Genomic DNA, 22,207 nt, shown 5'->3' on the forward strand with positions numbered 1-22,207 from the left:
GGCAACTTGGGCCCAACTAAATTAGAGGACCTCCACTTGCCTATTTTTTCTTCTTTGCGCAAAGCCCTGCTGGCCACTGCCGGCCTGACGATCGCTGTCGGAGCCCAGGCCGCCGGTACGGTGCATATTTATAACTGGTCGGATTACATCGGCGAGACCACCCTGGCCGACTTCCAGAAAGAAACCGGGATCAAACCGGTGTACGACGTGTTCGATTCCAACGAGACCCTGGAAGGCAAGCTGCTGGCCGGGCGTACCGGTTACGACGTGGTCGTGCCGTCGAACCACTTCCTTGGCAAGCAGATCAAGGCAGGCGCGTTCCAGAAGCTCGACAAGTCGCAGCTGCCGAACTATGCGAATCTCGATCCGGTGCTGCTCAAGCGCCTGGAGCAGAACGATCCGGGCAACCAGTACGCGGTGCCGTACCTGTGGGGCACCAACGGCATCGGCTACAACGTCGACAAGGTCAAGGCCGTGCTCGGTATCGACAAGATCGACTCCTGGAGCGTGCTGTTCGAACCGGAGAACATCAAGAAGCTGCACAGCTGTGGCGTCGCGTTCCTCGACTCGGCCGATGAAATGATGCCGACCGTGCTCAACTACATGGGCCTGAACGCCAACAGCACCAATCCGAAGGATTACGCCAAGGCCACCGACAAACTGCTGGCCGTGCGTCCTTACGTCACCTACTTCCACTCCTCGAAATACATCGGTGATCTGGCCAACGGCGACATCTGCGTGGCCATCGGTTTCTCCGGTGACATCTTCCAGGCCAAGCACCGTGCCGAGGAAGCCAAGAAGGGCGTGAACATCGCCTACTCGATTCCGAAAGAGGGCGGCGCGCTGTGGTTCGACATGCTGGCGATTCCGAAGGACTCGTCCAACGTCAAAGAGGCCCACGCCTTCATCAACTATTTGCTGAAACCTGAGGTGATCGCCCAGGTCAGTGATTACGTCGGTTACGCCAACCCCAACCCGGGGTCGGACAAGCTGATGGAGCAGTCCATCCGCACCGATGAAGCGGTTTATCCACCGCAAGCAGTCCTCGACAAGACTTACGTGTCGGTCGAGTTGCCACCCAATATTCAGCGTTTGATGACCCGTAGCTGGACCAAGGTCAAGTCGGGCAAGTAAGGCACAAACTATCCTGGGTTCGTCCGCATGGGGCGAACTGCACTGTTTTTTTCTGGGAGTTTCGTAAATGGCAGTTGCCTCCGGCGCCTATAAGAAAGCCCTCGAGGGCGACCAGACACCTAAGCAGGTGTTGGTCAAAATCGACCGGGTCACGAAGAAGTTCGACGAGACGATTGCCGTGGACGATGTGTCCCTGGAAATCAAGAAGGGCGAAATTTTCGCCCTGCTCGGCGGTTCGGGATCGGGCAAATCCACACTGCTGCGGATGCTGGCAGGGTTCGAACGGCCCACGGAGGGGCGCATTTTCCTCGACGGCGTCGACATCACCGACATGCCGCCGTACGAGCGACCGATCAACATGATGTTCCAGTCGTACGCCTTGTTCCCGCACATGACCGTGGCGCAGAACATCGCCTTCGGCCTCAAGCAGGACAAGATCCCCAACGCCGAGATCGATGCGCGTGTGGCCGAGATGCTCAAACTGGTGCAGATGAGCCAGTACGCCAAGCGCAAGCCGCATCAACTGTCCGGCGGTCAGCGGCAGCGTGTGGCACTGGCGCGTTCGCTGGCCAAGCGGCCGAAACTGCTGCTGCTCGACGAACCCATGGGCGCACTGGACAAGAAACTGCGTTCGCAGATGCAGCTGGAGCTGGTGGAAATCATCGAGCGTGTGGGCGTGACCTGCGTGATGGTGACCCACGACCAGGAAGAGGCCATGACCATGGCCGAGCGCATCGCGATCATGCACCTGGGCTGGATCGCCCAGATCGGCAGCCCGATCGACATCTACGAAACCCCGACCAGCCGTCTGGTCTGCGAATTCATCGGCAACGTGAACATCTTCGAAGGCGAAGTGATCGACGACGCCGAAGGCCACGCTACCATCACCTGCAAGGACCTCGACCGGCAGATCTATGTCGGCCACGGCATCAGCACTTCGGTGCAGGACAAATCCGTGACCTACGCGATTCGTCCGGAGAAGCTGCTGGTCACCGCCGAAATGCCGACCTGCGAATACAACTGGTCCAGCGGCAAGGTGCATGACATCGCCTACCTCGGTGGGCACTCAGTGTTCTACGTCGAATTGCCGAGTGGCAAGCTGGTGCAGTCGTTCGTTGCCAACGCCGAGCGTCGCGGCCAGCGTCCGACCTGGGGTGATCAGGTTTACGTGTGGTGGGAAGACGATAGCGGCGTGGTACTTCGCTCATGAACATGCGCAAATTCAAACGCCGGCTCAATCGAATAATTCCCGGTGGCCGCCAGTTGGTCATCGGGGTTCCCTTCATCTGGCTGTTCCTGTTCTTCATGCTGCCGTTCTTCATCGTCCTGAAGATCAGCTTTGCCGAAGCCGATGTGGCCATCCCGCCGTACACCGAGATCTACACCTTCGCCGAGCAGAAGCTGCAACTGCTGCTGAACCTTGGCAACTACGCAATGCTCGGCGACGACGAGTTGTACATCGCCGCGTACCTTGGCTCGCTGAAGATGGCGTTCTTCAGCACGCTGTTGTGCCTGCTGATCGGCTACCCGATGGCCTACGCCATCGCCAGCGCCCGTAAAGAGCTGCAGACGGTGCTGGTGCTGCTGATCATGATGCCGACCTGGACCGCGATCCTGATCCGTGTGTATGCGTGGATGGGCATTCTCAGCAACAACGGCCTGCTCAACGGGTTCCTGATGAGCATGGGCTGGATCGACGAGCCGCTGCAGATCCTCAACACCAACCTCGCGGTGTACATCGGTGTTGTCTACTCGTACCTGCCGTTCATGATTCTGCCGCTGTACGCCAACCTGGTGAAGCACGATCACAGCTTGCTGGAGGCCGCTGCCGACCTGGGTTCGAGCACCTTCAACAGCTTCTGGAAAATCACCATTCCACTGTCCAAGAACGGGATCATTGCCGGCTGCATGCTGGTGTTCATCCCGGTGGTCGGTGAGTTCGTGATCCCGGAACTGCTTGGCGGTCCGGAAACCCTGATGATCGGTAAAGTGCTCTGGCAAGAGTTCTTCAACAACCGTGACTGGCCGGTGGCGTCTGCCCTGGCGGTGGTGATGCTGGCGATCCTGATTGTGCCGATCATCCTGTTCAACCGCAGTCAGGCCAAGGAAATGGAGGGTAAAGAATGAAGCGCTTCCGTTTCTCCAGCCTGATGCTGGTACTGGGTCTGTTGTTCATCTACCTGCCGATGCTGATCCTGGTGATCTACTCGTTCAACGCCTCGAAACTGGTGACGGTGTGGGGCGGCTGGTCGGTGAAGTGGTACGTCGGCCTGCTCGACAACACGCAACTGATGGGCTCGGTGGTGCGCTCGCTGGAAATCGCCTGCTACACCGCGGTTGCCGCGGTGGCGCTGGGCACCCTCGCCGCGTTCGTCCTGACCCGCATCACCCACTTCAAGGGCCGCACGCTGTTCGGTGGTCTGGTGACGGCGCCTTTGGTGATGCCCGAAGTGATCACCGGTCTATCGCTGTTGCTGCTGTTCGTGGCCATGGCGCAGATGATCGGCTGGCCGCAGGAACGTGGCATCGTCACCATCTGGATCGCCCACACGACGTTCTGTGCGGCGTATGTGGCGGTGGTGGTGTCGGCGCGTCTGCGTGAGCTGGACCTGTCGATCGAAGAGGCAGCAATGGATCTGGGTGCGCGGCCGTGGAAGGTGTTTTTCCTGATCACCATCCCGATGATCGCGCCTTCGTTGGCAGCGGGCGGCATGATGTCGTTCGCGCTGTCGCTGGACGATCTGGTACTGGCGAGCTTCGTCTCCGGCCCGGGTTCGACGACCCTGCCGATGGAAGTGTTCTCGGCGGTGCGTCTGGGCGTGAAGCCGGAGATCAATGCCGTGGCCAGCCTGATTCTGCTGGCGGTATCGCTGGTGACCTTCCTGGTGTGGTTCTTCAGCCGCCGCGCCGAAGAAGCGCGCAAGAAAGCCATCCAGCAAGCCATCGAAGAAGGCGCTGCCGATTCGTGGAAACAACCGGACGTGCGCCGCGCGCCTGCGCCGGAAGCGGCCTGACAGGCAAAAAGATCGCAGCCTGCGGCAGCTCCTACAGGGANATCGCATTCCACTGTAGGAGCTGCCGCAGGCTGCGATCTTTTGCTTTTGGAGCTCAGGAAATCCAAGGGGATGTACGGATGACCTCGACAAAGTTCATCGGCTTGAACCCCGGCTCCTGATCCACCAGCACATCGGTCTTCACATTGCCGAAGGTGGTCTGCGGACGATGGCGCAAGCCGTCGGCAAACGCGCAGATGATGCATTCCTTGAAACCTTCCCCGCGTGGATGCGCATGCACCACCGCCTCGCGCTGGGTACTGCTGAACGCCGCGTAATCCATCCCCAACACGTCCATCTCGACACCCGCCGTCACCAGCGCCACAGTCGGCCGCAGATGTTTGGGCACGCCCGGCGTGGTGTGCAGGGCAATCGACAGCCAGACCTGTTCGATGTCGTCATCGCTCAGCCCGTACGGTTTGAGAAACGCCGCTGCCGCGTTGGCGCCATCCACTTCGAAACGCTCGTCATCACTGCGATAACCGTCGACCAGTCCGAGGTCGTGGAACATCGCGCCGACATACAGCAGCTCCGGGTTGTAGGTCAGTTGTTGGCGTTCGCCGCTCAGCGCACCGAACAGAAACACCCGGCGCGAGTGGTGATAGAGCAGGTCGGATTCGATGTCGCGAATGTACTCGGTGGTGGCCCGGGCGAGGGCACTGTCGGGGATTTTGATGCCGGCAATGGTCGTGCTCATAAGGTGTTTCCTCGTCGAAAACGCCGTTGTGGCGCTGATGGACAAAGTCTGTTCCCCGAGGCACTGAACGGACAATCAACCCATGGCTGCGATCCTTGCCAATCGACCTGCAAATCGTGCCAACTCACGGCTTGAGCGCTTATTGCGCTCCTCCGTGGTGAGGGGATTTATCCCCGATGGACTGCGCAGCAGTCCCAAAACCTGCTGTTTCGGTGTATCAGGTAAACCGCGCAGTGAGGATCTACGACTGCTGCGCAGCCGATCGAGGATGAATCCCCTCGCCACAAAGATCCCCAAGGAGGCTTATGAACAGAACCATCGCCATCGTGGTGTTCCCCGGCGTGCAGGCGCTGGATGTCAGCGGGCCGATGGATGTGTTTGCCGAGGCCAACCGGTTTCTGCCGCCCGAGGATCACTATCGGCTGGAGGTGATCGGCGTCGAGCATGGCCCGATGGCCTGTTCCAACGGTTTGAACCTCAGCGCTCACCGGCACTTCAGCGAGGCGCTCGACGCCTGGGACCTGTTGCTCGTCGCCGGCGGCCCGCAGTTACCGTTTCTGGATTTCGGCAAAGGCTTCGACACCTGGCTGCGCGAGGCCAGTGCCCGTGCGCGGCGTTTTGGCTCGATCTGCAACGGCGCGTTCATGCTGGCCCGCGCGGGGTTGCTCGATGGGCGAACGGTAACCACCCACTGGAACGATGCCCAATCGCTGGCGCAATTGTGTCCATCGGCGCGGGTCGAAGCCGATCGCCTGTATGTCGAGGACGGTGCGCTCTATACCTCGGCCGGGGTTACGGCGGGGATCGATCTGTCGCTGTACCTGTTAGCCCGCGATCACGGCGCTGACGTGGCGCTGAGCGTGGCCAAACGGCTGGTGGTGTTCACCCAGCGCTCGGGCGGACAGTCGCAGTTCAGTCCGTTTCTCACGCCGCATGCGGAGCCGACCTCGGCGGTGGCGATGGTGCAGCTGTATGTGCTGGCCAATCTCACCGGCGACCTGACGATTGCCGATCTGGCGAACGCGGCGAACATGAGCGCGCGCAATTTTTCCCGGGTGTTTGCCCGCGAGGCCCGGGTCACCCCGGCAGAGTTCGTCGAAAGTGCGCGAGTCGATGCGGCACGGGTGCTGCTCGAAAGCACCACGGCGCCGCTGAAGACCGTGGCTTATCAGTGTGGGTTTCGCGATGCGCAGCACATGCGCAGTGTGTTCAATCGCCGGTTGGGGGTGACGCCGCAGCAGTTTCGGCTGAATTTTGCCGGGCTGCTCTGAGTTCCAGTGTTGTTCTTGAGGGCCCCATCGCTGGCAAGCCAGCTCCCACAGGCTTTTGTGTCGTTCACAAATCATGAGAACACCAGAGACACTGTGGGAGCTGGCTTGCCAGCGATGGGGCCAGACCAGCCAGCACAAATCTATTGCGCAGCCCGCGCTGGCAACAGCTTCAAGGTACTGCGCGTATTGGCCGTCACCTCTTCCTCGCTGAAATGCGCCTGCACATACATCCCCTCGACGTACTCTTCAGCCTGATCGTCATAGTGGCTGTCGAACGGCACACCGCTCTGGCCGACCGGGTTGATGGTCAGGCTGTGTGCCGGGTCGGCGAAGTCCACCAGCCGCCGCGTCGAAGGCCCGTAAGTCACCGGCCATGGCGCCGGGCCGAGTTTGGCCGAGAGATTATTCGGCACTTCATGACTGCCGGGCGCAGCGAACGGCCCGACATTGACGATGCGGTCCAGCGGCTTCTGTTGCCCCAGCGGATGACCATGGGTCAGGGTGTGTGCCGTGCCCCATTGCCAGTCGGACGGGTTGTCGCCGAGGGTCTGTTTCAGGTGCGCCATGCTCGCCTGCCACGCTGCTTTGACGATGTCGGCGCGCGTCTCCCTGTTCGGCGTGTTGCGGTTGTCCCACCACGGTGAATCGGCGTTCGCCGCCAGGCGCGGCAGGGCGGCGTCGATCACCCGGGTCGAGAGCAGCGTTTCGAAGAAGTCGTTGCCCAACTCATCGCGCATCGCCGCATCAGCGAGGTCGTAGAGGAACTGGTTGAACACGGTGGCGCTCACCGAATCCAGCGGATAGTCGCCCGGCCACTGCGCCAGTTGCTCGACCAGTTTCAGTTGCGCCGGATCGCTCACCACTTCACGCAGCACCGGCAGCAATGGCGCCAGGGTACGCGGGCCATAACCGGTGGTGGTGCCCAGTTGCAGCTTCTGGTTGGCCTCGTTGCTCCACTTCAGGCTCTTGTCGCTGAGCTGGCGATTGAGCTGCTGGCCGCGATCAGCGAGGTTGTAGTAACCGGGAATCTCCATCCCGGTCGGCGACAGCGGCTGAAAGTTGGCCGAGACGATGTAGCCGCGCGGCGGATTTTCCTCCTGCGGGTTGGCGCTGAACGGGTAGTAACCATCCTTGTCCGCCTGATTGCCGCTGCCGTCGAGAATGAACTCCGGTTTGACCCCGGCCGGGCGTTTGGGCAACAGCGCCGAAGCCCACCAGGCGATGTCACCCTTGGCGTTGGCGTAAACGATGTTCAGCCCCGGCGCCTGCACCTTCGCCGCCGCAGCGCGGGCCTTGGCCAGGGTGTCGGCGCGGTTGAGCTGGTAGAAGCCTTCGAGGATCGGGTTCGGTGTTTCGAGAAACGCCCACCACATGGCGATCGGTGTCTTGCCGGCGGCAGTGCCGAGGGCGTCGTTGACGATCGGGCCATGGGGCGACTGGCGCAGGGTCAGCGTCACCGGCGCCTGGCCCTTCACCGCGATCTGCTGCTCGGAGCTGAGCAGATCGGTCCACTGGCCGTGGTACCAGACTTGATTCGGGTTGTCCGGGTTGACCTTCTCGGCGATCAGATCCAGATCGTCGTTCTGGAACATGGTCAGGCTCCAGCCGAAATCCAGGTTGTGCCCCAGGAACGCGAACGGCACCAGCGCCTGATGATGGCCGTAAAGCTCAAACCCCGGCGCCGACAGTTGTGCTTCGTACCACACCGAAGGCACCGAGAAACGAATGTGCGGGTCGCCGGCCAGCAGCGGTTTGCCGCTCTGGCTGCGACTGCCGGCAATCACCCAGGCATTGCTGCCTTCGAATTGCGGCAGGCCGTTTTCAATCAGCGCCTGCTCGCTGAGGCGGGCGAGGGCGTTGAGGTCTTGCCAGTCGCTGGCGGCGAGGGCCGGCGTCTTGTTGGCGTGACCTTTGGCAAGCACGCCTTTGGGCTGCCAGTCGAGGTCGAAGACGTTGAGGTAATCGGCGCCGAGTTGATCGCGCACGTAGGTCAGCAGCGGTTCGGTGCGAAACGCTGCGGCAAAGCTATAGGCCATGTAACCGGCGACGCTGATGCTGTCCTCTGCCGTAAACGGCCGCTTGGGGATGCCCAGTACGTCGAACTCGATCGGCGCAGCGTGGCTGTCCTGATACTGGTTGATGCCGTCCAGATAAGCTTGCAGGGCCTTCCACGCCGGTGACTGCTTATCGAGACTGGCGACATAACGGGCGGCGCGTTCGCGGATGCGCAGGCTGCGGAACAGTTTGTCGGTGTCGAGCAGCTTCGGCCCTAGCACTTCGGCCAACTCGCCACGCGCGAGGCGGCGCATGGCTTCCATCTGGAACAGTCGATCTTGAGCGTGCACGTAGCCGAGGGCGCGATACAGATCGGTTTCGTTCTCGGCACGAATATGCGGCACCCCGCGTTCGTCGTAACGCACGGTCACCGAACCCTGCAGGTTGCGCAGCTCCACCTGGCCCTGACGCGTCGGTTGCTTGCTGTAGAGGTAGGCGCCGACGCTGGCGAGCAGGACAACGATGAGCAAGGCAAGAACGGTGAAGACGCGTTTCATGGTGACTCCTTGTGCATGCGGGATTGCCGCCCGTCGGGCTGCAAACAATTAGCACAGACCTTCCGTGCCGTGCATCGCTGTCCTCGAAAAGTCCGGAATGCCTTACTGCACCACCACCGGCCAAGGGCAGTAACACCCGACCGCCAGGGTGTGGGTGGCGTTGACCGGTCGATCATCCATCAGCGCGTTGAGGATCGGTTCAATAAAGCTGTTGCTGGAGTTGCAGGTCAGGCCTTCGCTATAGGGGCCGAAGTACGCCAGTTTGCCGCTGCGGTCCCAGATCGCCACGGCGGGGCTGGCCGGTACCTGCTCGGAACCGGGCAACACCGTGATGTTTTTCAGATTGCTCAGGGTCGCGGGCAACTGGCCGTGGCTGCCAGCTTTTTGCACGGCGAAGAATTCCACGCCGCGCGGGCCGAACTGTTCGACCATTTCCGTCAGGTGCTGTTGATTGCCGACGTTGCATGGGCAGGCCGGGTCCCAGAAGTGCACGAGACGGATTTTGCCGGGCCCGGCCAGTTCATCCGGCAGACGCAGCGAATCACCGGAAAACACCGCGGTGTGCTGACTGAACGCACGCAGATAACGCCCCTGAAACCAGTCGTACGCCGCCCACAGCACCCCGGCACACACAAGCGCGAGCAGGCTGGCAAACAGTGCGGTGCGGTAGGGCGAGCGCATGGTTTTTCGATCCTCGAAGGGGGGCTAGCTTGCCATGCTTGCCGCAACAGATGAATATCGCAGGCCGATAAAGTCTGTTTACCGCTTTGGAATACCCGCATGCCTGACACTTTCGATGCCGATCATTTACGCGCCAGCCTCAAGCCTTTGGCCCAGTGGCAGCCGTTGTCGGATGAGGCGAAAGCGTATCAGCGGTTTTATAAAACCGACTTCCCCGAGCGCGATGTCTGGCGCGGCATGGGCCGCTTTGAAGTGGACGGGTATGAGCTGGTCAGCCATTGCTGGTGGCCGGAGAAGGTCAAGGGCACGCTGTTTCTGCTGCACGGTTTTTACGATCACACCGGGCTGTATCGGCATGTCATCGAGTGGGCACTGGATCAGGATTTTGCTGTTATTGCCTGCGACTTGCCGGGGCATGGTTTGTCGAGTGGGCCGCGGGCGAGCATCCGTGATTTCTCTGAATATCAGGACGCCTTGCAGGCGCTGTTCGCCGAAGCCGGTTCGATTGCCCTGCCGCAACCCTGGCACCTGTGCGGGCAAAGCACCGGCGGCGCGATCGTCGTCGACCATGTACTCAATCATGGCGAGGGCAGCCCGGCGCAAGGCCATTTGATTCTGTTGGCGCCGCTGGTACGTCCGCGCGCCTGGGGCTGGTCGCAGCTCAGTTATTACCTGCTCAGACCTTTCGTGCGAGGCATCGCCCGGCGCTTCAGCGAGAACTCCAACGACCCGGATTTCCTGCCGTTTCTGCAGTCCGATCCGTTGCAGCCAAAGCGCTTGCCGACCGCGTGGGTCGGTGCGCTGTCGCGCTGGATCATCCGCGTCGAACACGCGAAAAAAAGTCCGCGACGGCCGCTGATCATTCAGGGGCAGGCGGACATGACCGTGGACTGGCAGCACAACTTGCAGGTGCTGAAGTGGAAATTCGACCGGCCGCAGATTCTGTTGCTGCCAGAGGCGCGGCATCATCTGGCGAATGAGACGCTGGAGATGCGCGAGGAGTATTTCGAGTTTCTGAACAAGCGGATCAGGGGGCGGAATCTCTAGGGGAGTTGCTGGCCTCATCGCTGACAAGCCAGCTCCCACAGGTTTTCCGGCGTTCACAAACTCTGTATTAGATGAAAATCCTTGTGGGAGCTGGCTTGCCAGCGATGGCGGTCTGAAAGGTGATAAAGCTTACTGGCCAAGGTTCGAAGAGCTTTGCCCCACCGCCAACCCCGCCCGGATCGCTGCCAGCGCCGCCTGGTAATACGCCTTGCCCTCAGTGGATTCGGCAAAAGTCGCGAACTGCTCCAGTTCGTCGTCCGACAGATCGCGATAAACGTAGAGCAGCGTGTTGTTCAAATCGGCGCCGATCTGCTCCATCAGGCGCTGGCGCTGACCGTTCAACATGCCTTGCGCCTGACCGCCGCCGAGCAGGCCGGGGATCATCGAACTCAGGCTGTCCGCCGCCACGCCGGCAATCGCCAGACTGACTTCGGCGCCGGCCTCGCGCGCCGGCAGGGCTTGGGCCAGATGGCCGATGACCAGCAGACGGCTGTCGCTGACCTGCATCTTCGGCAAGCCTTTGGCGTTCTTCGCCAGCTGATCGCTACGGGTGGCGAGCAATTCAGCGGCGACGATTTTCTTGCCCAGCGGCGATTGAAAAAAGGTCAGCGCCGGTTGTGGATCGGCAAGGTGCTGGCGCAGCTGCGCTTCGGCACGCTGATCCATGGCCTGGGGGGCGAAGCGCTGGTTGCTGTTATTGACCAGGGCCTGGAACACCGCCGGTGGCAGGTTGTTCTGGTAGCGCTGCTGCGCGGCGCTCAGGGCATCGTTGAAATGCGCACGTTGATCTGGCCAGCCGGCGATCTTGTACAGCTGATCGTGGCCGTCCGCCCAGGCGGGCAAAACGCAGAACATCAACAGTGAAAAAAGCAAACGGCGCATAGGGACTCCTGTCAGCAGCGGACTATTCTCCGTGCGGTGCCGGTACTTGTCGAGAATTCGTATCAAGCCGCCGCGTGGCTCTGTCGGATTTCCTGCCGCCGGCATACTATGCGCGCCATGCAAATATCCTCTGAACACCCGCTGCTGTTACGCATCGTCGACGACTTGGCCGAGCATGGCTGGTCGCAGCAGAACATTTTCCTGCCCGCGGGTTTGACCCGTGAGCTGGCGGCCGAGTGCCGCAAACGTGAGGCCGAGGGCGAACTGGCGCCGGCAGCGGTAGGCCGTGGGCCGTTTTCGGAGATTCGCGAGGGCATTCGTGGCGACCACATCCAGTGGATCGACCCGGGCCAGGCCGAGGCCAGCGACCGTTATCTGAATCTGATGGAGAGTCTGCGCGAGGCGCTCAATCGCGGGTTGTTCCTCGGGCTTGAGGATTTCGAGTGCCACTTCGCCCTGTATCCGCCGGGCGCGTTCTACCGCAAGCACGTCGACCGTTTTCGCGACGATGACCGGCGCATGGTCTCGGCGGTGGTCTACCTCAATGACGCCTGGCTGCCGGAAGACGGCGGTCAGTTGCGCATGTACCTGAGCGAAGACCGGGTGCATGACGTGCAACCCACCGGCGGCTGCCTGGTGGTGTTCCTCTCTGGCGAAGTACCGCATGAAGTGTTGCCGGCGCAGCGCGAGCGCCTGTCGCTGACCGGCTGGTTCCGCCGTCGTGGCAACGAGCCGTTCTGAGATGCAGAAGATTCTGGTCAGCCGCTGCCTGTTGGGCCACCGCGTGCGTTACGACGGCGGGGCCAGCGGGCCGTTCGACTTGCTCGAACAGTGGATCGCCGAAGGCCGTGTAGTGCCGCTGTGTCCGGAAGTGGCCGGTGGTTTGCCGACCCCGCGTGCCGCGGCGGAAATCCCGGGCGGGCAGGGCACCGACGTGCTCGATGGCAAGGCAGCGGTGATCACCACCGAAGGCGAGGACGTCAGCGCGCAGTTTCTCGACGGCGCGCGGCAGGCGCTGGCACTGGTGCAAAAGCATGGCATCCGTGTGGCGGTGCTCAAGGCCAACAGCCCTTCCTGCGGGAATCTGCTGACTTATGACGGGACGTTCAGTGGGGTGAAGGTTTCGGGAGAAGGCGTGACGGCTGCGCTGCTCAAACGCCATGGGGTTCAAGTCTTCAGTGAACTCGAACTTTCTCAGGCCGCCATGGCCCTGGCCCACCTCGACTAAAAGCCCACCACAAACCCCCTGTAGGAGCTGTCGAGTGAAACGAGGCTGCGATCTCTTGATCTTCAAAATCAAGATCAAAAGCTCGCAGCCTGCGGCAGCTCCTACGGTTCGGTGAACCACTTCGCGGACAGCGCCGCCAACCGCCCATCGGCCTTGATCCGCTGCAACGCACCTTCCAGGCTGGCGTGAAATGCCGGATTACCCTTCTGAAACGGAATCGCCAGCTCCACCGGGGTCGCTTTCGGCTTCTCTTCGGTCAGCGCCTGCACCAGCACCATTGGCCGTGGCTGCTCATCTTTCTTCGCCCATAGCTGCGAGTCGACCTTGCCGTAAGGCTCGCTGAAGTCGAAACGATCCTTGAGTTCAGGTGTCAGTGCTATGTGGTTGAGCGCGACGTCGTACTTGCCGCTTTCAACGCCCTGGAGCAGGTCGGCTTCGTCGGTGACGATGAAGTCGGCGCGTACATCCAGCTCGTTGGCCAGCAGTTGCCCAAGCTCGACCTCGAACCCCGTGAGTGTGTCGCCATCCTTGAAATTGAAGGGCGGTGTATTAGCCTCAAGGGCAATGCGCAACTCGCCACGGTCGTTGACGTCATCAATCAGTTCGGCGTGAGCCAAGGGGCTCAGAAGGGGTAGCAGGCAGATCAGGCCAGGCAGAAGGCGCATGGTCACTCCTTTGAAATCATTATTGCGATGCTCTGAGTCAGGCTCGCTTTGCTATGGTTGTCGAGTGCCTTCGACAACGAATGGTCGTGAAGTTGTCATGACCGCGCGGATTTTACGGAAAAACTGGAGAAGAGAATGAAAACGTTTATGTCACGAGCAGCCTTGGCTGGCCTGTTGATGGGTGTTTCAGTGCTGGCCAGTGCAGCGACCCCGGCGCCTAAAGGTGCCGAAGTGTTCATCGTTTCTCCCGAAGACGGGGCCACGGTTTCTCAGGAGTTCAAGGTCAAGTTCGGGGTCAAGGACGTGGCGCTGGCACCGGCCGGTGACGTTACCAAGAACACCGGTCACCATCACCTGCTGATCGACGTCGACCAAATGCCGGCGGCGGGCGCGCCGATTCCGAATGATGCCAACCACATGCACTTCGGCAAGGCGCAGACCGAGGCCACGATCAAACTGGCCCCGGGCAAGCACACCTTGCAGCTGGAACTGGGCGACAGCGGCCACATGCCGTTCGATCCGCCAATCGTGTCGAAGAAAATCACCGTCAACGTCAAATAAGTTTCCGGTGGTGCATGAAAAAGGGAGCCCGAAGGCTCCCTTTTTCATTGCTCGGCGTTCGATCAGAACAGCACGCGGCTACGGATGGTGCCGTTGACGTGTTGCAGCTTCTCTTGCGCCAGCTCCGAGTACTCGGCGTCGACGTCGATCACCACGTAACCGACTTTCTCGTTGGTCTGCAGGAACTGACCGGAGATGTTGATGCCGTTTTCGGCGAAGACCTTGTTGATCTCGCTCATCACACCCGGAATGTTCTCGTGGATGTGCAGCAGACGGTGCTTGCCAGGGTGAGCCGGCAGGGCCACTTCCGGGAAGTTCACCGACGACACCGAAGTACCGTTGTCGCTGTACTTGACCAGTTTCTCCGCCACTTCCAGACCGATATTGGCCTGGGCTTCGGCAGTCGAGCCACCGATGTGCGGGGTCAGGATCACGTTGTCCAGGCCACGCAGCGGGCTTTCGAACTCTTCGTCGTTGGAGCGTGGCTCTACCGGGAACACGTCGATGGCCGCGCCGATCAGGTGCTTGTCCTTGATCGCGTCCGCCAGGGCGTCCAGCTCGACCACGGTACCGCGCGCGGCGTTGATCAGGATGCCGCCCTTCTTGATGGCGCGGATTTCCTTCTCGCCGATCATCCACTGGGTCGCAGCGGTTTCCGGAACGTGCAGGGTGACGATGTCGGACATGCCCAGCAGCTCGTGCAGGTTACCGACCTGAGTGGCGTTGCCCAGCGGCAGCTTGGTCACGGTGTCGTAGAAGAAGACCTGCATCCCTAAGCCTTCAGCCAGAACCGACAGCTGCGTACCGATCGAGCCGTAGCCGACGATGCCGAGTTTCTTGCCACGGATCTCGAAGGAGTTGGCTGCGGACTTGATCCAGCCGCCACGGTGGCAGGAAGCGTTTTTCTCCGGAATGCCGCGCAGCAGCAGGATCGCTTCGGCCAGTACCAGTTCCGCGACGGAGCGGGTGTTGGAGTACGGCGCGTTGAACACGGCGATACCGCGCTCGCGGGCAGCACTCAGGTCAACCTGGTTGGTGCCGATGCAGAAACAGCCGACCGCGACCAGCTTCTTCGCGTGATCGAAGATCTCTTCGGTCAGTTGGGTGCGCGAACGAATGCCGATGAAGTGAGCGTCAGCGATCTTTTCCTTGAGCTCGGCTTCCGGCAAGGAGCCTGTCAGGTATTCGATGCTGGTGTAGCCCGCCGCCTTGAGGACGTCGACAGCCGATTGGTGGACGCCTTCGAGAAGAAGGAACTTGATCTTGCTCTTATCGAGAGAAGTCTTGCTCATCTGCGTAAACCTGTATCCCGGAGAAAAATGGCAGGAAATGGTCAACAGACATTGACCTGGACGACAAGAAAGCCGTCACCGCAGAACTGGCCTTGGGCACTGGCCTGCGGGGTCGGTATGCTAGCATAGCCACCCCGCTAAACACTCATTCCTGCGACGTGAAGCGTCTTCAGGATGACCATGAATTGTTCGAGAGTTCTGTCGATGACCAATCCTGCCCTGATTGATGAACTGAAGACCCTGGTCGAGCCTGGCAAGGTCCTGACCGACGCCGACTCCCTGAATGCGTACGGCAAGGATTGGACCAAGCACTTCGCGCCCGCGCCAGGCGCCATCGTGTTTCCCAAGACCATCGAGCAGGTGCAGGCCGTCGTCCGCTGGGCCAATACCCACAAAGTGGCGCTGGTGCCATCCGGCGGGCGCACCGGGCTGTCCGCCGCCGCCGTCGCCGCCAATGGCGAAGTGGTGGTGTCGTTCGACTACATGAACCAGATTCTCGACGTGAACCTCACCGATCGCACCGCCGTGTGCCAGCCGGGCGTGGTCACCGAACACCTGCAAAACGTCGCCGAAGAAAACGGCCTGTACTACCCGGTGGACTTCGCGTCGGCCGGTTCCAGTCAGATTGGCGGCAACATCGGCACCAATGCCGGCGGGATCAAGGTGATTCGCTACGGCATGACCCGTAACTGGGTCGCTGGCCTGAAAGTGGTCACCGGCAAGGGTGATGTGCTGGAGCTGAACAAAGACCTGATCAAGAACGCCACCGGTTACGACCTGCGCCAATTATTCATTGGTGCCGAGGGCACTTTGGGTTTTGTGGTCGAAGCGACCATGCGTCTGGATCGCGCGCCGAAAAACCTTACGGCGATGGTCCTCGGCACCGCTGATTTCGACTCGATCATGCCGGTGCTGCACGCCTTTCAGGGCAAGCTTGACCTGACCGCGTTCGAATTCTTCTCCGACAAGGCCCTGGCCAAAGTGCTGGGCCGTGGCGATGTACCGGCGCCGTTCGACACCGAGTGCCCGTTCTATGCGTTGCTGGAATTCGAGGCAACCAGCGAAGAAGTGGCCAACACCGCGCTGGAAACCTTCGAACACTGCGTCGAGCAGGGCTGGGTGCTGGATGGCGTGATGAGCCAGAGCGAAACCCAGCTGCACAACCTGTGGAAGTTGCGCGAGTACATTTCCGAAACCATCTCGCACTGGACGCCGTACAAGAACGACATCTCGGTCACCGTGTCGAAAGTGCCGGCGTTTCTGCAGGAAATCGACGCGATCGTCGGTGAACATTACCCGGATTTCGAAATTGTCTGGTTCGGCCACATTGGCGACGGCAACCTGCACTTGAACATCCTCAAGCCGGATAACCTGAGCAAGGACGAGTTCTTCGCCAAGTGTGCGACCGTCAACAAGTGGGTGTTCGAAACCGTCGAGAAATACAACGGTTCGATCTCCGCCGAACACGGCGTGGGCATGACCAAGCGCGACTATTTGACGTACAGCCGTTCGCCGGTCGAAATCGAGTACATGAAGGCGGTCAAAGCGGTGTTCGACCCGAACGGCATCATGAACCCGGGCAAGATCTTCGCGGTTTGATTGGCAATCCCCTGAATCAATGAAGGCAGGAGTCGGTAAATGAGCTATCAGCACCAGTACGTCGACGGCACGCGCATTCACTTCCCGATCGGGAAAGTAGTGTGCATTGGCCGTAATTACGCCGAACACGCCAAGGAACTGGACAACCCGGTGCCTACCGAGCCGTTGCTGTTCATCAAGCCGGGCAGTTGTGTGGTGCCGCTGGAAGGTGGGTTCAGCATTCCGACCGAGCGCGGCTCGGTGCACTACGAAGCGGAAATCGCCGTGTTGATCGGCAAGCCGCTGTCGACCAAACCGAGCCGCGAAGAAGTGCTGGATGCGATCTCCGGTTTCGCCCCGGCGCTGGATTTGACCCTGCGCGACAAGCAGGCCGAGCTCAAGTCCAAGGGCCTGCCATGGGAAATCGCCAAATCGTTCGACGGCGCGGCGGTGATCGCGCCGTTTGTGGTCGGCAGCACGTTCCCAGACCTGACCGACATCGGTATTCGCCTGACCATCAACGGTGAAGTGCGTCAGGACGGCAACAGCAGCGCGATGCTCAACCCGATCGTGCCGATGATCCAGCACATGGCCGGCTGCTTTTCGCTGCAGGCCGGCGACGTGATCCTCACCGGCACACCAGTGGGCGTCGGCCCGCTGAATGTCGGCGACGACATCGTGCTGGAACTGGTTGGCGCGAGCCGCTTCAGCAGCAGCGTGCGCTAAGGGCAAAAGATCGCAGCCTTCGTCAGCTCCTACACCTGTCTCTGTAGGAGCTGCCGCAGGCTGCGATCTTTTGATCCGGCTTTATAAGGCAGGGGGCAATCCCGTCATTTGCCGTTTTTTTCACATTCTGTCCGGATAATTCCTCTCATTCTGGCGTCTGAGCCGGCCTCTTTGTGCTATTACCCATAGCCTGAATTTTCGGAACGCGTCCCTGATGTCAGCTCAAACTCAGCTCAAACCTTCCCGTCGTTCACGTTTTGCCCTGCGCTGGTATGTCTGGCTGTTGCTGGTGCTTGCCGCCGCGTATGGCCTGGCGTTTGCCATGCATTGGGACGACCGTGGCCTGCTCTGGTTGCGCGAGCGTTTCGAAAGCCAGGCCGAGCAAAAAGCGAGCATCTGGTTGCCGGACTATCGCGTGGTCATCGACGGTAAATTGCTGCCGGGCATGGAAAAGGATGAGGCCTCTGACCTGTCCTACAACCCGCAGACCAAAACCCTGTTTTCAGTGATGGGCAAGAACCCGTTTTTGGTCGAACTGACCCTGCAGGGTGATGTGCTGCGCAAGATGCCGCTGGTGGGCTGGAGCAATCCGGAAGGTGTGACCGTGTTGCAAAACGGCCTGATGGCGATCGTCGATGAGCGCGAGCATCTGCTGACCATCGTCAAGGTCGATGCCAGCACCCGCGAGCTGAATATCGCCGATTTCCCGAAATACGACCTCGGTCCGTCGAAAAACCAGAACAAGGCATTTGAGGCAATCACCTGGGATCCGCGCAACCAGCAGTTGCTGCTGGGCGAAGAGCGGCCGCCAGCGCTGTTCACCTGGAAAAGCGACGGCAGCCAGATCCTCAAGGGTGACAAGCAGAAGCTGGCCAATGATGAGCTGGATATCCGCAACCTCTCGGCGCTGGCCATCGACCCGCGTACCGGCCACACCCTGGTGCTGTCCGCTGATTCGCATCTGTTGCTGGAGCTGGACGAGAAGGGCGAGCAAGTCAGCTTCATGACCCTGCTGGGCGGCTTCAACGGTTTGAAGAGCACCATTCCCCGCGCCGAAGGCGTGACCATGGACGACGCGGGTACGCTGTACATGGTCAGTGAGCCGAACCTGTTCTATCGTTTCGAAAAGCAGAAATAACCACCTTTCACTAATCCTCATGTAGGAGCTGCCGCAGGCTGCGATCTTTTGCTTTTGTTTTTCAAGATCAAAAGATCGCAGCCTGCGGCAGCTCCTACACAGGGGCGTCTTGTGGCCTGAGGCAAGTGGCCATTAAGCTTCAGTTCAGACAGGCGTGATATTTCATCCGCCTGTTTTGATCCCGAGCCTGCCTGAATGCGTCGACTTGCCCGTCCCAAGCCCCTGTTTTCCATCCTGTCAGTGATTGCCCTGATCGCGTTGATCGCGATCGGCCAATACCTGCGCCTGTTCGAGCGCGCCTGGTTCAACCTGCACAGTGTGTGGCAACCGTTAAGCAGCCAGGCCATCGGTCTGGATCAGTACCGGGTCGAGGTGGAGGCCAGGGTCATCGACGGGCTGAACGACGATGTGTCGGCGCTGACCTACGATCCGCTGCGCAAAAGCCTGTTCACCGTGACCAATAAGCACGCCGAATTGGTCGAGTTGTCGCTCGACGGCAAGATCCTGCGGCGCATCGCACTGATCGGCTTTGGCGATGCCGAAGCGGTGGAGTTCATCAGTGCCGACACCTATGTGATCACCGACGAGCGAGAGCAACGGCTGATCAAGGTGCATCTTGAGCAGGACACGACCTTCCTCGATGCGGCGGATGCCGAACAGATGACCCTTGGCGTGCACATGAGCGGCAACAAGGGCTTCGAGGGCCTGGCGTATGACTCGGTGGGCAAACGCCTGTTCGTGGCCAAGGAGCGCGACCCGATGCTGATTTATGAAGTGCACGGGTTTCCGCACTTCAATCCAGAAAAATCCTACGCGGTGCACGTGATCAACAACCCTAAGCGCGATGCCGGGATGTTCGTGCGCGATCTGTCGAGCCTGCAATACGACGAGCGCAGCGGCCATTTGTTGGTGCTGTCCGACGAGTCGGGGCTGATTCTTGAACTGGATGTTGATGGACGTCCGCTGAGCACCTTGTCGCTGAACAAGGGCCGGCAGGGTTTGCACAAGAGCGTGCCGCAAGCCGAAGGCATGGCGATGGATGATGACGGAACGTTGTATCTGGTGAGTGAGCCGAATCTGTTTTACGTCTTCAGGAAACCTGCACAGCCTTAACTCACACCGCAAAACACTGTGGGAGCTGGCTTGCCAGCTCCCACAGGTTTACTCGCCTGCCCATAAATGGTGGGCGGCTGACTTACTCAGCCTTCAGCGTTTTTACACCTTCGCTGGTGCCCAGCAACAGCAGATCCGCCGGGCGCGCCGCGAACAGACCGTTGGTGACCACGCCGACGATCGCGTTGATCTGCGCTTCCAGCTCCACCGGGTTGGTGATCTGCAGGTTGTACACGTCGAGGATGATGTTGCCGTTATCGGTCAGTACGCCTTCGCGGTACACCGGGTCGCCGCCCAGTTTCACCAGTTGGCGGGCGACGTGGCTGCGGGCCATCGGGATCACTTCCACCGGCAGAGGGAATTCGCCCAGCACCGGCACCAGTTTGCTGGCGTCGGCGATGCAGATGAAGGTCTTGGCCACGGCCGCGACGATCTTCTCGCGGGTCAGGGCCGCGCCGCCGCCCTTGATCAGGTTCAGGTGCGCGTCGCTCTCGTCGGCGCCGTCGACGTAGAACTCCAGGTCGCTGACAGTGTTCAGCTCATACACCGGAATGCCGTGGCCCTTGAGGCGTGCGGCAGTGGCTTCGGAACTGGCGACCGCGCCATCGAACGCGCCCTTGTGCTGGGCCAGCGCATCGATGAAGCAGTTGGCGGTGGAGCCGGTGCCGACCCCGACGATGCTCTTGTCATCGAGTTTCGGGAGGATGAAGTCGACGGCGGCCTGAGCCACTGCCTGTTTGAGTTGATCCTGGGTCATGCGGGCTCCGGAAGCGGGCAAGGTGAGTTCGGAAAGGCCGGCATTATAGCCCCCATGCCCGGCGAAAACTCCTGTGGTGAGGGGATTTATCCCCGATGGAGGGCGAAGCGCTCCCAGCACCCCTCGCAAATATTGCGCTCTCAGGTTGACGACGGCTGAGCCGCCGATCGGAGATAAATCCCCTCACCACAATGAGGTTTGCATCACAAACTGTTCGCCCCGGCTAAAACCCCCTGTTCAGTGTGGTCGCACGGGCAAAAGCCGGGTTAGACTCCTTGGCCCTGCCCAACCGCTCAGTGATGCTTTCCGATGCTCGAACAGTACGTCAAAAAGATCCTCACCTCGCGCGTTTATGACGTTGCCGTAGAAACTCCGCTGCAGAACGCTCGCCAGCTCTCCGAGCGGCTGGGCAATGACATTTGGCTCAAGCGTGAAGACTTGCAGCCGGTGTTCTCGTTCAAGATTCGCGGCGCGTACAACAAGCTGACCCAGCTGACCGACGAAGAACGTGCCCGTGGCGTGGTCACCGCGTCGGCGGGCAACCATGCGCAGGGTCTGGCGCTGGCGGCGAAAGTGCTGGGCGTGAAAGCGACCATCGTCATGCCCAAGACTACTCCGGAGATCAAGGTCGAAGGCGTGCGCTCGCGCGGCGGCAAAGTCGTGCTGCACGGCGATTCGTTCCCGGAAGCGCTGGCCTACTCGCTGAAACTGGTCGATGAAAAGGGCTACGTCTACATCCACCCGTACGACGATCCGCACACCATTGCCGGGCAGGGCACCGTGGCGATGGAAATTCTGCGCCAGCACCCGCAACCGCTGGACGCGATCTTCGTGCCGGTCGGCGGCGGCGGTCTGATTGCCGGTATCGCGGCGTACGTGAAATACCTGCGTCCGGACATCAAGGTCATCGGCGTCGAGCCGGACGACTCCAACTGCCTGCAAGCGGCCATGGCCGCCGGTGAGCGCGTGGTACTGCCGACCGTGGGCATCTTCGCCGACGGCGTGGCGGTGGCACAGATCGGCCAGCACACCTTCGACATCTGCAAAGACTACGTCGACGAAGTAATAACTGTCAGCACCGACGAGATCTGCGCGGCAATCAAGGATATCTACGACGATACCCGCTCGATCACCGAACCTGCCGGCGCCTTGGGCGTGGCCGGGATCAAGAAGTACGTCGAACTGCGCGGCGTCAGTGGCCAGACCTTCGTCGCCATCGACTCCGGAGCCAACGTCAATTTCGACCGCCTGCGCCACGTCGCCGAGCGCGCCGAGCTGGGCGAGGGTCGCGAGGCGATCATCGCCGTGACCATTCCTGAGAAGGCCGGCAGTTTCAAAGCCTTCTGCGAAGCGATTGGCAAGCGCCAGATCACCGAATTCAACTATCGCTACAACACCGGCAGCGAAGCACACATCTTCGTCGGCGTGCAGACGCACCCGGAAAACGACCCGCGCAGCGCGCTGCTGGCGAGCCTGACCGAGCAGGGTTTCCCGGTACTCGACCTGACCGACAACGAACTGGCCAAGTTGCACATTCGTCACATGGTGGGCGGCCATGCGGCGCACGTGATCGACGAAGTGGTGTTCCGCTTCGAATTCCCGGAACGTCCGGGCGCGCTGTTCAACTTCCTCAACAAGCTCGGCGGGCGCTGGAACATCTCGATGTTCCACTACCGCAACCACGGCGCAGCTGACGGCCGGGTGGTCGCGGGCCTGCAAGTACCGCATGACGAGCGCCATCTGGTGCCGGCGGCGCTTGAGGAAATCGGTTATCCGTACTGGGATGAAAGCGAAAACCCGGCCTATCAGTTGTTTCTTGGCTGAGCGGCTAC

General features: G+C 60.7%; 21 protein-coding genes. 14 read left to right on the plus strand and 7 right to left on the minus strand.

All coding sequences use genetic code 11. The features are described 5' to 3' along the window. Positions 1 to 36: 36 nt before the first annotated feature. From ACTJKS_RS19980 to ACTJKS_RS19995, 4 genes are all read left to right on the plus strand, one after another. Positions 37 to 1,134, plus strand: coding sequence for a polyamine ABC transporter substrate-binding protein (locus ACTJKS_RS19980; RefSeq protein WP_041072123.1), 1,098 nt, complete (start codon positions 37 to 39; stop codon positions 1,132 to 1,134). 67 nt (positions 1,135 to 1,201) lie between these two features. Continuing rightward, entirely contained in the window at positions 1,202 to 2,344 is a 1,143-nt protein-coding gene (locus tag ACTJKS_RS19985; RefSeq protein ID WP_003229245.1) for an ABC transporter ATP-binding protein, read from the plus strand. A gap of 35 nt (positions 2,345 to 2,379) precedes the next feature. Then, complete coding sequence (locus ACTJKS_RS19990) at positions 2,380 to 3,261, plus strand: ABC transporter permease subunit (protein ID WP_174377002.1); 882 nt, start codon at positions 2,380 to 2,382, stop codon at positions 3,259 to 3,261. Beyond that, positions 3,258 to 4,148, plus strand: coding sequence for an ABC transporter permease subunit (locus ACTJKS_RS19995; RefSeq protein ID WP_108184134.1), 891 nt, complete (start codon positions 3,258 to 3,260; stop codon positions 4,146 to 4,148). Before ACTJKS_RS19990 ends, ACTJKS_RS19995 begins: the two co-directional genes overlap by 4 nt. 94 nt (positions 4,149 to 4,242) lie before the next feature. Here the strand turns inward: ACTJKS_RS19995 and ACTJKS_RS20000 are convergent, their stop codons facing one another. Further along, positions 4,243 to 4,884, minus strand: a complete 642-nt coding sequence (locus ACTJKS_RS20000; RefSeq protein ID WP_108184133.1) for an HD domain-containing protein — start codon at positions 4,882 to 4,884, stop codon at positions 4,243 to 4,245. Positions 4,885 to 5,189: 305 nt separating this feature from the next. On the opposite strand from ACTJKS_RS20000, the gene ACTJKS_RS20005 reads away from it, so the two are divergent. Continuing rightward, entirely contained in the window at positions 5,190 to 6,155 is a 966-nt protein-coding gene (locus tag ACTJKS_RS20005) for a GlxA family transcriptional regulator (RefSeq protein ID WP_108184132.1), read from the plus strand. Positions 6,156 to 6,295: 140 nt separating this feature from the next. Here the strand turns inward: ACTJKS_RS20005 and ACTJKS_RS20010 are convergent, their stop codons facing one another. Then, entirely contained in the window at positions 6,296 to 8,707 is a 2,412-nt protein-coding gene (locus ACTJKS_RS20010) for a penicillin acylase family protein (protein WP_108184131.1), read from the minus strand. Positions 8,708 to 8,809: 102 nt separating this feature from the next. Further along, on the minus strand, positions 8,810 to 9,388 hold the full coding sequence (locus ACTJKS_RS20015; protein WP_041072135.1) for a DUF6436 domain-containing protein: 579 nt from the start codon (positions 9,386 to 9,388) through the stop codon (positions 8,810 to 8,812). Positions 9,389 to 9,487: 99 nt separating this feature from the next. Here ACTJKS_RS20015 and ACTJKS_RS20020 point away from each other — a divergent pair, with 99 nt between their 5' ends. Then, a complete protein-coding gene (locus ACTJKS_RS20020; RefSeq protein WP_108184130.1) occupies positions 9,488 to 10,435 on the plus strand; it encodes an alpha/beta hydrolase in 948 nt (315 codons plus the stop codon). Positions 10,436 to 10,564: 129 nt separating this feature from the next. Here ACTJKS_RS20020 and ACTJKS_RS20025 read toward each other — a convergent pair whose 3' ends face one another. Next, positions 10,565 to 11,317, minus strand: coding sequence for a DUF2059 domain-containing protein (locus ACTJKS_RS20025; protein ID WP_108184129.1), 753 nt, complete (start codon positions 11,315 to 11,317; stop codon positions 10,565 to 10,567). Positions 11,318 to 11,425: 108 nt separating this feature from the next. Between ACTJKS_RS20025 and ACTJKS_RS20030 the strand changes: the two genes are divergently transcribed. Together ACTJKS_RS20030 and ACTJKS_RS20035 are read left to right on the plus strand one after the other, a co-directional pair. Further along, positions 11,426 to 12,058, plus strand: coding sequence for a 2OG-Fe(II) oxygenase (locus ACTJKS_RS20030; protein WP_041072141.1), 633 nt, complete (start codon positions 11,426 to 11,428; stop codon positions 12,056 to 12,058). Between the two features lies 1 nt (position 12,059). Next, on the plus strand, positions 12,060 to 12,545 hold the full coding sequence (locus ACTJKS_RS20035) for a DUF523 domain-containing protein (RefSeq protein WP_108184128.1): 486 nt from the start codon (positions 12,060 to 12,062) through the stop codon (positions 12,543 to 12,545). Positions 12,546 to 12,646: 101 nt separating this feature from the next. Here the strand turns inward: ACTJKS_RS20035 and ACTJKS_RS20040 are convergent, their stop codons facing one another. After that, entirely contained in the window at positions 12,647 to 13,210 is a 564-nt protein-coding gene (locus ACTJKS_RS20040) for a transporter substrate-binding domain-containing protein (RefSeq protein ID WP_041072145.1), read from the minus strand. 135 nt (positions 13,211 to 13,345) lie between these two features. Here ACTJKS_RS20040 and ACTJKS_RS20045 point away from each other — a divergent pair, with 135 nt between their 5' ends. Beyond that, the gene (locus ACTJKS_RS20045) at positions 13,346 to 13,771 is read left to right on the plus strand and encodes a DUF4399 domain-containing protein (RefSeq protein WP_041072147.1); all 426 of its coding nucleotides are present in this window, start codon (positions 13,346 to 13,348) and stop codon (positions 13,769 to 13,771) included. A gap of 62 nt (positions 13,772 to 13,833) precedes the next feature. Here the strand turns inward: ACTJKS_RS20045 and serA are convergent, their stop codons facing one another. Beyond that, positions 13,834 to 15,063 carry a phosphoglycerate dehydrogenase gene (serA, locus tag ACTJKS_RS20050; protein WP_003229219.1) on the minus strand — a complete coding sequence of 410 codons (1,230 nt, stop codon included), beginning with the start codon at positions 15,061 to 15,063 and terminating at the stop codon, positions 13,834 to 13,836. Between the two features lie 204 nt (positions 15,064 to 15,267). Between serA and ACTJKS_RS20055 the strand changes: the two genes are divergently transcribed. From ACTJKS_RS20055 to ACTJKS_RS20070, 4 genes are all read left to right on the plus strand, one after another. Continuing rightward, positions 15,268 to 16,662 (plus strand): FAD-binding oxidoreductase, encoded by a 1,395-nt coding sequence (locus ACTJKS_RS20055; protein ID WP_108184127.1) that lies wholly within the window; start codon positions 15,268 to 15,270, stop codon positions 16,660 to 16,662. Between the two features lie 39 nt (positions 16,663 to 16,701). Next, the gene (locus tag ACTJKS_RS20060; protein WP_041072151.1) at positions 16,702 to 17,367 is read left to right on the plus strand and encodes a fumarylacetoacetate hydrolase family protein; all 666 of its coding nucleotides are present in this window, start codon (positions 16,702 to 16,704) and stop codon (positions 17,365 to 17,367) included. A 214-nt stretch (positions 17,368 to 17,581) separates the two neighbouring features. Beyond that, positions 17,582 to 18,505, plus strand: coding sequence for an SdiA-regulated domain-containing protein (locus ACTJKS_RS20065; RefSeq protein WP_108184126.1), 924 nt, complete (start codon positions 17,582 to 17,584; stop codon positions 18,503 to 18,505). Positions 18,506 to 18,700: 195 nt separating this feature from the next. Then, positions 18,701 to 19,618 carry an SdiA-regulated domain-containing protein gene (locus tag ACTJKS_RS20070; protein WP_108184125.1) on the plus strand — a complete coding sequence of 306 codons (918 nt, stop codon included), beginning with the start codon at positions 18,701 to 18,703 and terminating at the stop codon, positions 19,616 to 19,618. Positions 19,619 to 19,700: 82 nt separating this feature from the next. Here the strand turns inward: ACTJKS_RS20070 and rpiA are convergent, their stop codons facing one another. After that, on the minus strand, positions 19,701 to 20,375 hold the full coding sequence (rpiA, locus tag ACTJKS_RS20075) for a ribose-5-phosphate isomerase RpiA (protein WP_095137581.1): 675 nt from the start codon (positions 20,373 to 20,375) through the stop codon (positions 19,701 to 19,703). A gap of 309 nt (positions 20,376 to 20,684) precedes the next feature. Between rpiA and ilvA the strand changes: the two genes are divergently transcribed. Beyond that, positions 20,685 to 22,199 carry a threonine ammonia-lyase, biosynthetic gene (gene ilvA / locus ACTJKS_RS20080; protein ID WP_041072159.1) on the plus strand — a complete coding sequence of 505 codons (1,515 nt, stop codon included), beginning with the start codon at positions 20,685 to 20,687 and terminating at the stop codon, positions 22,197 to 22,199. The last annotated feature ends 8 nt before the right edge of the window (positions 22,200 to 22,207 follow it).

The organism is Pseudomonas sp. 22189 (assembly GCF_052045635.1).
Classification (GTDB): domain Bacteria; phylum Pseudomonadota; class Gammaproteobacteria; order Pseudomonadales; family Pseudomonadaceae; genus Aquipseudomonas; species Aquipseudomonas parakoreensis.